A 13,793-nucleotide genomic window follows, 5' to 3' on the forward strand; every position below is an offset into this window, starting at 1 on the left:
ATGCCATGACGAACAATACCGACGTGACGGTGAAGCCGCTGGTGCTCGAAATCAAAGGGCTCACCAGCCACTATGGCCGTATCCAGGCGCTGCACGGCATCGACATCGAAGTGCGCCAGGGACAGCTGGTGGCGCTGGTGGGCGCCAACGGCGCGGGCAAGACCACGCTGCTGCGCGCCATCTCCGGCGTGCAGCCTATCAGCGGCGGCAGCATCCACTTCAGCGGCCAGGACGTGAGCCGCGCCAGCGCGGACAAGCGCGTGCGCGCCGGCATCTGCCAGGTGCCGGAAGGGCGCCAGGTGTTCGGCCCCATGTCGGTGCAGGACAACCTGCTGCTGGGCGCCTACACCCGGCCCAAGGGCGAGGTGGAGGCGGAGATGGAGCGCATGTACCAGCTGTTCCCGATCTTGAAAGAAAAGCGCCTTCTCCTGGCGGGCACGCTGTCAGGCGGCCAGCAGCAGATGCTGGCCATGGCGCGCGCGCTGATGGGAAAGCCGTCGGTGCTGCTGCTCGATGAACCCAGCATGGGACTGGCGCCGCTGCTGATCGCCGAGATCTTCCGCATCGTCGCCAGCCTGCGCGACCAGGGCATCACCATTTTCCTGGTGGAGCAAAATGCGCACGCGGCGCTGTCGATCGCGGACGTGGGCTATGTGATCGAGACCGGCGCCATCACGCTGTCCGGACCCGGACCCGAACTGCTGAAAAACGAGCAGGTGCAAAGCGCCTACCTGGGCATGTAAGGAGCAGTCATGGTCAAAGTATATGAAATGAACGGCATCACGCCGGTGGTCCATCCCACCGCCTACGTCCACCCGAGCGCGGTGCTGATCGGCGACGTGATCGTCGGCCCGCGCTGCTACGTCGGCCCGCATGCGTCGATGCGCGGCGACTTCGGCCGCCTGATCCTGGAAGAAGGATCGAATCTGCAGGACGGCTGCATCATGCACGGCTTCCCCGGCGAAGACACGGTGGTGGAGGTGGACGGCCACGTCGGCCACGGCGCCGTGCTGCACGGCTGCCGCATCGGCCGCAACGCGCTGGTGGGCATGAACTCGGTCATCATGGACAACGCCGTCATCGGCGCCGACAGCATCGTTGCGGCGATGAGCTTCGTGAAGGCCAATATGGTGGTGCCGCCGCGCAGCCTGGTGGTCGGCACGCCGGCCCGCGTGGTGCGCGAAGTGACCGACAACGAAATTAGCTGGAAGTCCTCCGGCACCGCCCAATACCAGGAGCTGAGCGTGCGCTCGCTCGCCACCATGCGCGAGACCGTGGCGCTCACCGAGGTGGAGCCGGACCGCCAGCGCATGCAGTGGGAATCGTCGCTGCCGCTGCACCTGCACAAGAACGCTACTGAACAATCTGAATAAACTGGAGAACCCGCAATGGCACCAACTCTGCAAAGCCTGATCGCCGGCCGCTGGCACGGCAAGGAAGCGGCCACCCCGCTGCACAGCGCATTGAACAACAGCCTGATCTACCATACCCACGCCGAAGCCATCGATTTCAGCGAAGCCGTCACCTACGCCCGCAAGACCGGCGTGCCCGCCCTGATGAAGCTGGACTTCCAGCAGCGCGCCGCGCGCCTGAAGGCGCTGGCCATGTATCTGATGGAACGCAAGGAAGAGCTGTACAAGATCTCGCACCTGACCGGCGCCACCCGCGCCGACAGCTGGGTGGACGTGGAAGGCGGCATCGGCACCCTGTTCGCCTACGCCAGCATGGGCAGCCGCGAGCTGCCGTCGTCCAACGTGCTGCACGAAGGCCCGGCCATGGCGCTGGGCAAGCGCGGCGGCTTCGCCGGCACCCACATCCTGGTGCCGCGCGGCGGCCTGGCGGTGCACATCAACGCTTTCAATTTCCCGATCTGGGGCCTGCTGGAGAAATTCGCGCCGAGCTTCCTGGCCGCCATGCCCTGCATCGGCAAGCCCGCTACCGCCACCAGCTACCTGACCGAAGCCGTGGTACGCATGGCGCATGAATCCGGCCTGCTGCCGGAAGGCGCGCTGCAGCTGGTGATCGGCAGCACCGGCGACCTGCTGGACCGCCTGGGCGGCGCCGACGTGGTGACCTTCACCGGCTCGGCCGACACCGCAGCCAGGCTGCGCACCAACCGCAACCTGATCGCCAACTCGGTGCCCTTCACCGCCGAAGCGGACTCGCTGAACTGCGCCATCCTGGCGCCGGACGTGACACCGGACGATCCCGAATTCGACCTGTTCGTCAAGGAAGTGGCGCGCGAGATGACCGGCAAGGCCGGCCAGAAGTGCACCGCCATCCGCCGCATCATCGTGCCGAAGGACCGCGTGGACGCGGTGGCCGAACGCCTGCGCGAGCGCCTGGCGAAAGTCACCATCGGTGACCCTTCTGTGGAAGGCGTGCGCATGGGCGCGCTGGCCTCGAAGGACCAGCAGCGCGACGTCGGCGAACGCCTGGCCCTGCTGGCGCAAGGCAATGAGATCGTGTTCGGCGAGAAGGACGGCTACAAGCTGGTCGGCGAAGGCGTGGCGGAAGGCGCGTTCTTCTCGCCCACGCTGGTCCTGTGCCGCAACGCCGGCAGCAACGACGCAGTGCACGACGTGGAAGCCTTCGGGCCGGTCAGCACCATGATGACCTATGAAGGCATCGACGAGGCGCTGGAACTGGCCGCGCGCGGCAAGGGCAGCCTGGTGAGCACGCTGGTGACCAAAGATCCGAAGACGGCGGCCTACGCGGTGCCTATCGCAGCCGCTTCGCACGGCCGGGTGCACATCCTGGAGCGCGAATCGTCGGTGGACTCCACCGGCCACGGCTCGCCGCTGCCGCAGCTGAAGCACGGCGGCCCTGGCCGCGCGGGCGGCGGCGAAGAACTGGGCGGCATCCGCGCGGTGCGCCACTTCCTGCAGCGCGCTGCCGTGCAAGGCTCGCCAACCATGCTGGCCGCGGTGACGGGCGAATACGTGCGCGGCGCGGCCGTGAACGAAAGCGAAGTGCATCCATTCCGCCGCCACTTCGAAGACCTGAAGATCGGCGACTCGCTGCTGACGCACCGCCGCACCGTGAGCGAAGCGGACATCGTCAACTTCGGCGGTGTGTCGGGCGACTACTTCTATATGCACTTCGACGACATCGCCGCCAAGGACACGCAGTTCGGCAAGCGCATCGCGCACGGCTATTTCGTGCTGTCGGCGGCCGCGGGACTGTTCGTGTCGCCCGCGCCGGGCCCGGTGCTGGCCAACTACGGCCTGGACAACCTGCGCTTCATCACCCCGGTGGCGATCGGCGACACCATCCGCGCGCGCCTGACATGCAAGCGCAAAGTGGACCGCAACCGCACCGACGACAAAGGCCTCGGCCAGGGCGTGGTGGCGTGGGACGTGCAGGTCACCAACCAGAACGACGAGCTGGTGGCCAGCTACGACATCCTGACGCTGGTGTCCAAGCACGCGTAAAAAAAGCCGCTAAGCCGGCGCGGGATCGAGTGCGGCTTGCAGCCGTGCCATCGCGTCGGCGATGACTTCTGGTGGCAAAGCTTCCACAGCCCACCGAGTTTCCTTGCCGCCGTATGGTCGCTTCGCTTTCCATCATGCCTCCGGCTGGTAAAACGCTGTCTTACATCTTAGGCGGCATGCCTGAAAGCGTCAAATGAGCCCCTTCGTTTATTGCGCCTGCGCAAGACCGAACGGGTCATCGATGCTGTGGGCCGGTTCGGTGAACCATTTGGGGCCGGATTCGGTCAGGTAGAAGTGGTCTTCGTGGCGCACGCCGAACTCGCCGGGGATGCAGATCATCGGCTCGTTCGAGAAGCACATGCCGGGCGCCAGCGGGGTGGTGTCGCCGCCCACCAGGTAGGGCCATTCGTGGATGTCCAGGCCGATGCCGTGGCCGGTGCGGTGGGGCAGGCCGGGCAGCTTGTAGCCGGGGCCGTAGCCGTCCGCTTCCAGCGAACGGCGTGCGGCCTGGTCCACCTGCTCGCACGGCACGCCCAGCTGGGCCGCTTCGAAGGCGGCTGCCTGGGCTTTTTTCTCGCTGTTCCACACGCTGCGCTGGCGCGCGCTCGGCTCGCCGTATACATAGGTGCGCGTGATGTCCGAGATGTAGTTATGCAGCTTGCAGCCGGTGTCGATCAGCACCGTGTCGCCTTGCTTCAGCGTCTGCACATAGCTCACGCCGTGCGGGTAGGCGGTGGCTTCGCCGAACAGTACGATGACGAAGTAGGAGCCCGGCGCGCCCACCTTGCGGTGCGCGGCGGCGATGAACTGCTCTACCTCGGTGGTGGTGATCCCTTCACGCAGCATGCTGGCGGTGGCCACGTGCACGGCCAGGGTCATGTCCTTGGCGCGCTGCATCAGCGCGATTTCGGCGGCGGACTTGCGGGTGCGGCAGTGCGCCGTCACGCTGCGCGCGTTTTCCAGCGCGTAGCCTGCGGCCAGCGGGCGGATGCCGTCGTAGATGAAGAAGGCGGCGCTTTCGCAGATGCCCACGCGCGGCGCTTGCGCTGTATTGGCGGCAATGCCCATGCGGCCCAGCGTGTCCACGAACAGCTGATAGGGGCTTTCGTGCTCGTGCCAGCCATTCACTTTGCCTTCCACCAGCATGAAGTCCAGCAGCGTGCTTTCCTCGAAGGCGGGGGCGATATATTCCAGCGCGCCTTGCGCGGGCAGGATGGCGCCCACCATGCGCTCGCTGGCGTGCCAGCGGGTGCCGGTGAAGTAGAGCAGGTTGGAGCCGGCGTTGATGTAGATCGCGGCGATGCCTTGCTCGCGCATATAAGCCTGGGCTTTGGCGATGCGCTGCAGATGTTCTTCCTTGCCGATAGGGATAGCGCCCGCCGTCATGTCGGACAGGGTCGCCAGTGCTTGTTCAGCGGTTTTGCCGCCTACGCCTATGCTCATAGTCATGCTACTTTCCTCCAGAAGTGATGGCCGGGATGATATCAGTTTTGGGGGCTGGAGCCCCCGTGAACAGGTCGGCGGGATAGGTGAACAGCCAGTCGGCGTAGCGCGGCTTGCGGTTCAGGCTTTTGTCCTCGTCGCGGAAGCCCCCCTGCTTGATGGGCGCCTGCACGGACAGCGAATACACGCCCACGATGCGGCCCTGCTGGCGCAGCAGGCCCCATTCGGCCTTGCCGGTGATGGGATCCTTGTACAGGCGGCGCAAGTGGCGCTTGGCGCCGGGGTAGCGTGGGTCTTTCAGCAGTTCGTCCAGCGTGAGGGGGTATTGCGCCGCGCCGCCCGCACCTTGCGCGTTGTGATAGCGGCCCAGGGCCTGGCGGAACTCGTGGCCGATGAACAGCAGTTGCGCTTCCTTGTCGCGGCGCGCCGCCGTGGCGTAGGTTTCGGAGGCAATGGCCAGGCCCACGCCCGCGAAGGCCACCAGCATCAGGGTCCAGATATAGGCGAAGCCGCCTTGCCGAAGCAGCTTCATAGCTGGCCGAAGGGCACGCCGTCGCGCGTGCTGCCTTTGGCGCCGCTGCGCACGTCGGCCACGCCGGTCATTTCGCTGTCCTGCGGCGCCACCAGCTGCCAGGTGGCGGCCGATTCGGTGATGGGGTCCACCGGCACCTTGTTGAAGTAGCGGTGCGTCACCAGGTCCGCCAGGCCGGCGGGAAATTCGCCCTTGTCGCCATAGAATTTGTCGATGCTGATGCGCAGGACCTTCAGGTTTTCCTTGAGCGCCACTTCCTTGGACTTCTCCACCGAGCCGAAGTAGCGCGGCAGCGCCACCGTCAGCAGCAGGGAGATGATGGCCAGCACCACCAGCAGTTCAATCAGCGTGAAGCCTCGTTTATGCATTGCGGTCACCATGTCTTGAGGGGGATACCGTTCAGTCCCACCTTGTCGGAACGCGAGTGGACGTCGAACACGTCCTCGCCTTCGGTGGGGTTGTCGGGCGGCGCACTGTAGGCGCGCCTGTTCCAGGTGGCGGCCGCGCTGGCTGCGCTGGCCGGCGCAAACGGGTCGCGCGGCAGGCGGCGCAGGAAGTAGATGTTTTGCTTGCGCGGGCTGCGCTGGTCGGGCACGCCTTCCACCAGCTCTTCGAGCTTCTTGGGGAAGCCGGAGTCGCCGATGTTCAGCTTGATGCTGCCGTTGTCTGCGGCGCGCTTGTAGGCGTCGATCGCCTCGCGGATCTCCAGCAGGGCGGCGCGCAGCTGGTGCTCGCGCTCGCGCTGCACCGCCACCTGCACCATGGGTACGGCCACCGCCGCCAGCGTGGCCATGATGGCAAGGGTGATCATCAGTTCGATGAAGGTGAAGCCGCGCTGGGCGGCATCCGGTGCGCGGGCCGGCATTTACCGGCCCTTCTTGGGCACGTTCGGCACCGGACCGACGGGCTCGGGTTTGGCCGGGCTGGAAGGCTGGGCGAAGGCGCTGCCCTGGTCGTCGCCGCCGGTCATGGAGGAGTTGCGGGGCGGCAGCGGTTCGGACGGCGCTTGCAGCGCGGCCGGTGCGCCGCCCGAGCCGACGGCGGCGCCCGGCTGCGCGTAGCTGGCGCTGCCGGCACCAGCGGGCAAGGCGCCAGCGGCTCCGCCATCGCTGCCGGCGATCGGCCCGCGTCCGCCGATATTGGACTCGGTACCCGACAGGAACTCTGCCTCGCTCAGCTCCGGCCTGCGGATTGCGCGCACCAGGCGCGGCGTGATGGACAGCACGATCTCGCTGCGCGAGCGGTCGTCCTTCTGGCTGCCGAACAGGCGGTTTAGCATGGGCAGTTCGCCGATGCCGGGCACCTTGTTGCCGGTGCTGCGGTCCTCATCGCTGATCAGCCCCGCCAGCATCTGCGTTTCGCCGTCACGCAGGCGCAGCACGGTGGAGGCGCTGCGGGTGCCGATCTGGTAAGCCTGGGTGCCGGACTTGCTGGTCACGTCCTTCACAACATTGCTCACCTCCAGGTTGACCTTGATGGCCACCTCGTCGTCCAGGTAGACGTTCGGCTCCACGTCCAGCTTCAGGCCCACGTCGATGTAGTTCACGCTGTCCGAGCTGACGCCGTTGTTGGTGGTGACGGTGATCACCGGCACGCGGTCGCCGATCAGCACCTTGGCCTTGTCCCTGTTGCGCACGCGGATGCGCGGATTGGCGAGGATGTTGCTGTCAGTGTCGGTCTTGAGCGCGTTGATGACCACCGAGCCCAGTTCCAGGTTGGTGGTCTCGCTGCTCACGCGGCGCAGGTCGGCCAGTTTCAGTCCGCCCACGCTGGTTGCCGCGCTGCCCACGCTCAGCTTGGCCTGTTCCGGCCAGCGCACGCCCAGTTCCTGCAGGCGGGTGCGTTTCACCTCCAGCACTTCCACTTCCAGCACCACTTCCGGGTCCGCCACGTCCTGCACGGCGATGATGCGCTCGGCCATGCGAATCAGCTCGGGCGTGTCGCGCATGATGATGATGCCCACCCGTTCATCGGTGACGATGTCGCGTGCCTTGAGCAGCGTTTTCAGCGTGAACGCCACCTGCTTCACGTCCGCGTTGGTGATGAAGAAGGTGCGCACCAGGAGCTGCTGGTAGTCCTTCACCTTTTGCGCCGTGTTGGGGTAGATGGTGAGCGAGCGGTCGCCGGTGATGCTTTGCTCCAGCTGGTTGGAGCCGAGCAGCATGGCGATGGCTTCTTCGATGCTGGCATCGCGCACGGAGATGGTGGCGCGCAGGCCGGGATCGACTTCCTTGTCGAAGGCGAAGTTCAAACCCGAGACTTTGCCGATGAAGTCGAACACCGAGCGCAGCGGGGCGTCGCGGAATTCCAGCGTCACCGGCTTGCGGTAGGCCGCGGCCAGGCGTCCTGCGCCGGGCTTCTGGCGCGACTGCTCGTCCGTGATGCGGGCTTTCAGGCGCAGGGCGTCGCGCTGGCCGGGGCGCTCCTGCAGCACGGGGCGCAGCAGCTCCTGGGCGGCCGCCAGGTTGGCCTCGCCGCCACGCCGCGCAAGCCCTTCGGCCTCAGTCACGGCCTGACGGTAGCGTGCCTCTTGCGCCAGCGCTGCCTGTCCCTGGCGGGCGATGGCGTTGTTGGGATCGATGGCCAGCGCTTGCTGGTACAGGCTGTGCGCTTGCGCGGCGGCGGCATCGGTTCCTTGCGCGCGCTGGGCGTCGGCGCGGGCGGTCAAGCCGTTTACCAGGCTGGCTTTCCGGTTCAGCAGGGTGATGCGGTATTGCGCGTTGTGGGGATCCTCGCGTACCGCCTGTTCCAGTTTCGCCAGGCCATGTTCGGTCTGGCCGGCCTCCAGCAAAGCATTGCCTTCAGTGTAAGTCTGGCTGCCGGCGCAGGCGGCCAGCAGGACGCTCAGCGCCAGGATGTGCAGGCGTTTTGCAGCGGAGTGGTTCAATTCGTGTCCCCTACGGCTAAGGTTTGTTTCAGGTTGAGCGGCAGATAAGTGAAGGTCAGCGTCCCGTTGGCTGCGCCGTCGAGCTGATAGTGGTCGCCGACTTTTTCGCCGACGCGGGCGACGATGTTGCGGTCGTCCATTTGCAGGAAGTAAGCGGCCTTGCCGTCGTCGATGAAGCGGCCCATGAACTGGAATGGGAGCGCGGGTGCGCCGTTGCCGTTCCCGGTTTTGCTTCCCGCACCGGCCTGCCGATCTTGCGGCGCACGCGCGTCGATGGGTTTGAGCGGTGAGAGGGTTGGCCAGCCCTGGCTGGCGAACAGGTTGCCGAGGTCTTCTTCCGCCACGCGGCGCTGGATCTGCAGTTCGATGGGGATGGCGGGCGGCTGTGCGCCCGCGGCCTTGGCTTGGGCGACCTGCGCCGCGATGACGGTGCTGTTCGGGTCGCGGGCCGGGCGCGTCGTAGCCGCCGCTGGCGAGACGATCAGGCCTTCGTCTTCCGGCGCGAACCATGCGGCCAGCAAGGTGGCGGCCGCCGCGCCGGCCAGTATCATTTTCCTCATTGCGCGCCTTCCGCTTTACGCACCAGCAGCATGAATTGGATGCGCGCTTCGGTGTCGCCGCTATCGATGCGTTCGCGTTTGAACGCGACGCTGTCCAGCGTCAGGGCGGGCATGGCCTGCATGGCCTCGAGCATGAATGCTTGCACGCTGGCGTACTCGGCTTTCACTGGCAGGTTGATCTGGTATTGCATGAAGCCGGCGTGCGGCCCGGACTGGGCTTTGTAATCGGCCCTGGCAAGTGGCACCTTGTGCTTGCCTGCGATTTCCACCAGCGTTTGCAGCTGGTCGGGGATGGCGGCGTGCGCGGGCAGATAGGCATAGAATGCGCGCAGGCCGTCGGCGGCGGTGGGAACCACGGCTGGCGGCTGCGTTGCGGCGCGGGCCGCTGCCGCCAATTGCTTGCGCAGGGTGAACTCGCGTTCCTGCAGTTGGGCGGTGTGCCAGTGCGCGGCCACCGCTGCGGCCAGGGCGGCGATACCGATCGCGGCAGTGTGGCCGGTCTTGCGCCACAGGCGCTTGCTTTCCCAGGCCAGGCGCTGGCCTGGGTTCACCGGGAGCGCGAACTTCAGCACTGCGCCGGACTTCATTGCCGCCATTGGGCCTCCAGCTGGAATCGGTATGCCTGGCCGGCGGTGACGCTGGCCGTTTCGTGTTTGACAAGGTAGACGGAGCGGAACATCTGCTGCTGGTTCAGGAAGGCCAGGTAGCCCAGCATGTCTTGCGCGGTTTCCGCCTCGGCTGCGATCTTGATGGTGCCGGATGGGACGGCGATGGGCGCGGCCTTGGCGCCGCCCGCCTGCACAGCATCGGCTTCGTGCAACGGCTGTCCGTTCAGGTCGAGGCCCAGCAGGGCGACATGCAGGTCGGCCGGTGCTTGCAGGGTTTTCAGCAGGCGCGCGACCGGCAGGTTGAGCTGGCGCACGGCTTCGGCGATCGCTTTGGTTTGCTGGTCCAGGTCGCGCTGCTGGATGGGGGTGAGCGCCGGCTGCGGCGCGCGGCGCGGTTGCGCCTGGGCGAGCAGCGCCTCCAGGCGCTGGATTTCGTTTGCCTGCCGCAGCCAGAGCGCGCAGGAGGGAAGCAGGGCGATGAAGCCTGCCGCGAGCAGCGCGAGGCGCCAGCCGTTCAGCGGTGGCGCAACGCGGACGAAGGCGAGGCGGGTGACGCTCATGCGGCCTCCAGCAAGCCGCCGGCGTGGCCGAACGGCGTGCCGGCAAGACGGAAGCGGCCCGGGAGCCGCCCCTCCGCATGGGCGGCATGTTGACCGCTCAGGTCGACCACGGCGACGGCTGCGACCTCCGCCAGCTCCGGGGCGCGCAAGGCCCAGCGCTGCCAGGCTTGTGCCAGCTCGCCGTGCCATGCGGCGCTGCAGGGCTGCGACAGGACGGCGTTCACGCGGCCTTGCGCCAGCGCGGCCATCGTAATACGGCCCGGCTCGATGACGGCGAAAGCCTGCGGCTTGCCCGGTGCGAGCGAGGCGCAGACCACGCTGGCCAGCGGCTCGATGGCGGCGCAGCGCGTGCCGTGTTCGGCAGCCAGCGCATGCAGGGCGTCCAGCAGTTCGGTGGCTATGCCGCAGACCAGGCGTGGCTGGCCGTATGGCGCGTCGTCGCTGCTGGCCGTCCACGCGCGCGCGGCGTCACCGTAGACGGCGGCGAGCTGCATAGTGAGGAAACGCGAGGCGGCCGGCTCGGACAGCAGCGCGTCGTTCCACGGCGCCATCAGCGTCTGGCACCAGCGGCTGGACAGGCTCAAGTGCAGCGGCAGACGCGCAGCCAGGGCGGCCCGCGCAGCGGAACCCGCCCCGTGCTCCACGGTCACGGCTTCAGCGAGCAGGGCGCGCAGGGCGGCGAGCGGCGCTTGCCATTGGCCTGCGGGGTTGCCGACGGCGATGTGCAGCGCGCCATTGTCCGCAATGCGGCCGCCGTGGCGCACCACTGCCAGCAGGCTTTGCTGCGCGAGGTGGATGTGCAGCGTGCGGCGCGCCGGCAGCAGTCCTGCGATGCGTTTAATAAGTGACACGATTCAGCTCCGTCAGCGTGGTTTCTCCCAGCCGCACCAGCTCCAGCGCGGCTTCCCGCGCCAGCCGGAATCCGTTCTGCGCGGCCTCCTCCTTCATGCGGCTGACCGGCGCGCGGGTGCAGATCATCTCGCGCATGGCGTCGTTCAGTATCAGCACCTCGGCCACCGCCTTGCGGCCTTTGTAGCCGGTGCCCCGGCAGTGGCCGCAGCCCGCGCCGGCCTTGAAGCGCCATCCCTGCACTGCCTGTTCGGTGAGGCCGCTGTCGCGCAAATCCTGCGGGTCGGCCTGCACCTCCACCGCGCAGTGCGTGCAGTTCAGGCGCAGCAGGCGCTGGGCGACGATCCCGTTCAGCGCGGCCGCGAAGCTGTACGGGTCGACCCCCATGTGCAGGAAGCGGCCCACCACGTCGAACACATTGTTGGCGTGGACGGTGGTAAACACCAGGTGGCCCGTCAGCGAAGCCTGCACTGCGATCTGCGCAGTCTCGTCGTCGCGGATTTCGCCGATCAGGATCTTGTCCGGATCGTGGCGCAGGATGGAGCGCAGGCCGCGCGCGAAAGTCAGGCCCTTCTTTTCGTTGACCGGGATCTGCAGCACGCGCGGCAGGCGGTACTCGACCGGGTCTTCGATGGTGACGATCTTGTCGCGCCCCGTGTTGATCTCGGTGATGGCGGCGTACAGCGTGGTGGTCTTGCCCGAACCGGTGGGGCCGGTCACCAGCAGCATGCCGTGCGGTTTGGCGGCCAGGCGGCGGATCTGCACGATGGCGTCCGAGTTCAGGCCCAGGCTCTCGAGCCGCAGCGCGGCCGCGGCGGCGGTCAGCGCGCGCCTGTCCAGCAGGCGCAGCACCGCGTCTTCGCCGAAAATATTGGGCATGATCGAAACGCGGAAGTCGATCTCGCTGCCCTTGACGCGCACCTTGAAGCGCCCGTCCTGCGGCACGCGGCGCTCCGCGATGTCCAGGTCGGCCAGCACCTTGATGCGCGAGATGATCTGCTCGGCCATTTGCAGGCCCTGCACCTGGCCGGCCTGCACCAGCACGCCGTCGATCCGGTACTTGATGACCAGGCTGGCCACGTCGCATTCCAGGTGGATGTCGCTGGCCTGGACCTTCAGCGCGTCGTAGATGGTGGAGTTGACCAGCTTGACGACAGGGCTGCTGTCCTCGCTGATGCGGATCAGCGAAATGTCCTCGATGGTCTGGTCCAGGGTCGCGTCCTGGGCGGCTTCGCCGCTCATGCCGGCCATGGCTTGCTGGACGGATTCCTGCTGCGCCAGGTAGGCCGCCAGGTCGTCCGGGTGCGCCAGCGCCACGCTGAAGGCGGCGCCCACCGTGTAAGCTGCCCATTGCAGCACGTCGTCCGCCAGAGGATTTGCGATGACCAGCACCGGTCCGGCGGCGCCTTCCATCAGCACGCATTCGCGCTGCGCGCAGTCGGTATAGGACAGCAGGCGATAGGCGGGCGTGCCCGCTTGCAGGGCGGCCATGGGCCAGGCCGGGTAGCAGAACAGCGCCGCCAGCTGGCGCGTGAATTCTTCCGGCGCCAGCCCGGCCAGTTCTTCCAGCACCGCCAGCTGTGGCCTGCCCTGGGACTGCGCGGCGGCGCCTGCGCTGTGCAGCAGTTCGGGCGTGACAGCCGGCGCCAGCGCGGCTGGGCAGGACGGTGCGCGTGCGTTCAAGAGAGGCTCCCGGCGAGTTCGAATATCGGCATGTACATCAGCACCACCACGCCGCCGATGACCACGCCGATCAGCGTCATCAGCAGCGGTTCCAGCAGGCGCGAGGCCCAGTCCACCCAGCGCGCGAATTCCTCGTCGTGGAACCTGGCCGAGCGCTCCAGCATGTCGCCCAGGCGGCCGGTGTTCTCGCCCACCTTGAGCAGCGACTGCGCCACCGGCGTGGCCAGTCCCTGCAGCTCCAGCGCAACGGAGACGGGCTGACCTTCCTCCACCGCCCGGCGGGCCCGGGCCAGCGCATGCTGCTGTTGCGGCAGCAGCATGGCCGACACCATGGACAGCGCCTTCGGCAGCGGTATGCCTGCATGCAGCAGCAGGCTGAGGGCGCGGTAGAAGCGCGCCAGGCGGAATTCGGCGGCCTTGGCGGCCAGCAGCGGCAGGCGCAGTACCTGCAGCAGCAGCGCGCCGCGCATGGCGGCGTTGGCGGCGGCGAAGACGGCGCCGCCGGCCGCGCCCAGCAGCGCGGCCAGGCACAGCCAGGGATGGGCGGCCAGCCCGCGGCCGAAGGCCAGCAGCATCTGCGACAGCCACGGGATCTCGCGGCCGGAGCTTTCGTACACCACGCTGAACTTCGGCACCACATAGCCGAGCAGGAACAGCGTGACCAGCGTGCCCACGCACAGCAGCATCACCGGATAGATGGCTGCCGACACCAGCTTCTTGCGGATGGCGTCGAACTGCAGCTGATAGGCCACGTAGCGGGCCAGCGCTTCGGGCAGGTTGCCGGAGCGTTCCGCCGCGTGCACGGTGGAGACGTAGATGTCGGGAAAGGCGGCGGGATCGGTGGCCGACAGCGCCGCCAGGGTGTCGGAAAAGCTTTTGCCTTGCTGGAGCGAGCGCCGCATGCCGGCCAGCGTGGCCCTGGCGCCGGCGCGCGCTTCCTTGCTGTGCAGGGTGGCGATGGCTTCGCCCAGGTTCAGGCCCGCTTCGAGCAGGGCCAGCAGCTCCTGGCTGAATTGCAGCAGCGGGAAGGGTTGCTTGCCGGTACGCAGCGTGGCGCCGACGGCGGCAAACTGCGCCGGCCCATCGACGGCCAGCACGCGCCAGCCCTGGCGCAGCGCGAGCCTGACCGCATCCGATTCGCTTGCCGCCTCAATTGCTATGGTCTGACGGCCAGCCTTGCCGTTCGTGGCAGGCTGCACCTGGATCTGATACTGCATTACCGCCCTTCACTGTCGTA

General features: G+C 67.4%; 14 protein-coding genes. 3 read left to right on the forward strand and 11 right to left on the reverse strand.

Going from position 1 to position 13,793, the window contains the following annotated elements; translation table 11 throughout:
- Positions 1-5 precede the first annotated feature (5 nt).
- Genes ASD15_RS02180 through paaZ form a run of 3 tightly spaced genes read left to right on the forward strand, consistent with a single transcriptional unit; the run spans position 6 to position 3,434 of the window.
- Entirely contained in the window at positions 6-743 is a 738-nt protein-coding gene (locus ASD15_RS02180) for an ABC transporter ATP-binding protein (protein ID WP_082551491.1), read from the forward strand.
- A 9-nt stretch (positions 744-752) separates the two neighbouring features.
- The gene (locus tag ASD15_RS02185) at positions 753-1,373 is read left to right on the forward strand and encodes a phenylacetic acid degradation protein PaaY (protein WP_057153100.1); all 621 of its coding nucleotides are present in this window, start codon (positions 753-755) and stop codon (positions 1,371-1,373) included.
- Positions 1,374-1,388: 15 nt separating this feature from the next.
- Positions 1,389-3,434, forward strand: a complete 2,046-nt coding sequence (gene paaZ / locus ASD15_RS02190; protein WP_057153101.1) for a phenylacetic acid degradation bifunctional protein PaaZ — start codon at positions 1,389-1,391, stop codon at positions 3,432-3,434.
- 207 nt (positions 3,435-3,641) lie between these two features.
- On the opposite strand, the gene ASD15_RS02195 is transcribed toward paaZ, so the two are convergent.
- The 11 genes from ASD15_RS02195 to ASD15_RS02245 are packed head-to-tail and all read right to left on the reverse strand — an operon-like array spanning position 3,642 to position 13,773.
- Positions 3,642-4,877 carry a Xaa-Pro peptidase family protein gene (locus tag ASD15_RS02195; protein ID WP_057153644.1) on the reverse strand — a complete coding sequence of 412 codons (1,236 nt, stop codon included), beginning with the start codon at positions 4,875-4,877 and terminating at the stop codon, positions 3,642-3,644.
- 7 nt (positions 4,878-4,884) lie between these two features.
- A complete protein-coding gene (locus ASD15_RS02200; RefSeq protein WP_229418025.1) occupies positions 4,885-5,409 on the reverse strand; it encodes a type II secretion system protein in 525 nt (174 codons plus the stop codon).
- Entirely contained in the window at positions 5,406-5,777 is a 372-nt protein-coding gene (locus ASD15_RS02205; RefSeq protein WP_229418026.1) for a type IV pilin protein, read from the reverse strand. The genes ASD15_RS02200 and ASD15_RS02205 overlap by 4 nt, the downstream gene beginning before the upstream one ends.
- A gap of 5 nt (positions 5,778-5,782) precedes the next feature.
- Positions 5,783-6,274: a type II secretion system protein gene (locus ASD15_RS02210; RefSeq protein ID WP_057153103.1), complete on the reverse strand. Its 492-nt coding sequence runs from the start codon at positions 6,272-6,274 to the stop codon at positions 5,783-5,785.
- Complete coding sequence (locus ASD15_RS02215; protein ID WP_057153104.1) at positions 6,275-8,296, reverse strand: secretin N-terminal domain-containing protein; 2,022 nt, start codon at positions 8,294-8,296, stop codon at positions 6,275-6,277.
- Positions 8,293-8,856: a hypothetical protein gene (locus ASD15_RS02220; protein ID WP_057153105.1), complete on the reverse strand. Its 564-nt coding sequence runs from the start codon at positions 8,854-8,856 to the stop codon at positions 8,293-8,295. Before ASD15_RS02220 ends, ASD15_RS02215 begins: the two co-directional genes overlap by 4 nt.
- The gene (locus ASD15_RS02225) at positions 8,853-9,452 is read right to left on the reverse strand and encodes a hypothetical protein (RefSeq protein ID WP_057153106.1); all 600 of its coding nucleotides are present in this window, start codon (positions 9,450-9,452) and stop codon (positions 8,853-8,855) included. Before ASD15_RS02225 ends, ASD15_RS02220 begins: the two co-directional genes overlap by 4 nt.
- Positions 9,440-10,024: a hypothetical protein gene (locus ASD15_RS02230; protein WP_057153107.1), complete on the reverse strand. Its 585-nt coding sequence runs from the start codon at positions 10,022-10,024 to the stop codon at positions 9,440-9,442. The genes ASD15_RS02225 and ASD15_RS02230 overlap by 13 nt, the downstream gene beginning before the upstream one ends.
- The gene (locus ASD15_RS02235; RefSeq protein WP_229418027.1) at positions 10,021-10,875 is read right to left on the reverse strand and encodes a hypothetical protein; all 855 of its coding nucleotides are present in this window, start codon (positions 10,873-10,875) and stop codon (positions 10,021-10,023) included. Before ASD15_RS02235 ends, ASD15_RS02230 begins: the two co-directional genes overlap by 4 nt.
- Complete coding sequence (locus ASD15_RS02240; RefSeq protein ID WP_057153108.1) at positions 10,862-12,556, reverse strand: GspE/PulE family protein; 1,695 nt, start codon at positions 12,554-12,556, stop codon at positions 10,862-10,864. The genes ASD15_RS02235 and ASD15_RS02240 overlap by 14 nt, the downstream gene beginning before the upstream one ends.
- Positions 12,553-13,773: a type II secretion system F family protein gene (locus tag ASD15_RS02245; protein ID WP_057153109.1), complete on the reverse strand. Its 1,221-nt coding sequence runs from the start codon at positions 13,771-13,773 to the stop codon at positions 12,553-12,555. The genes ASD15_RS02240 and ASD15_RS02245 overlap by 4 nt, the downstream gene beginning before the upstream one ends.
- Between the last annotated feature and the right edge of the window lie 20 nt (positions 13,774-13,793).

The organism is Massilia sp. Root351 (genome assembly GCF_001425045.1).
Taxonomy (GTDB): domain Bacteria; phylum Pseudomonadota; class Gammaproteobacteria; order Burkholderiales; family Burkholderiaceae_D; genus Rugamonas.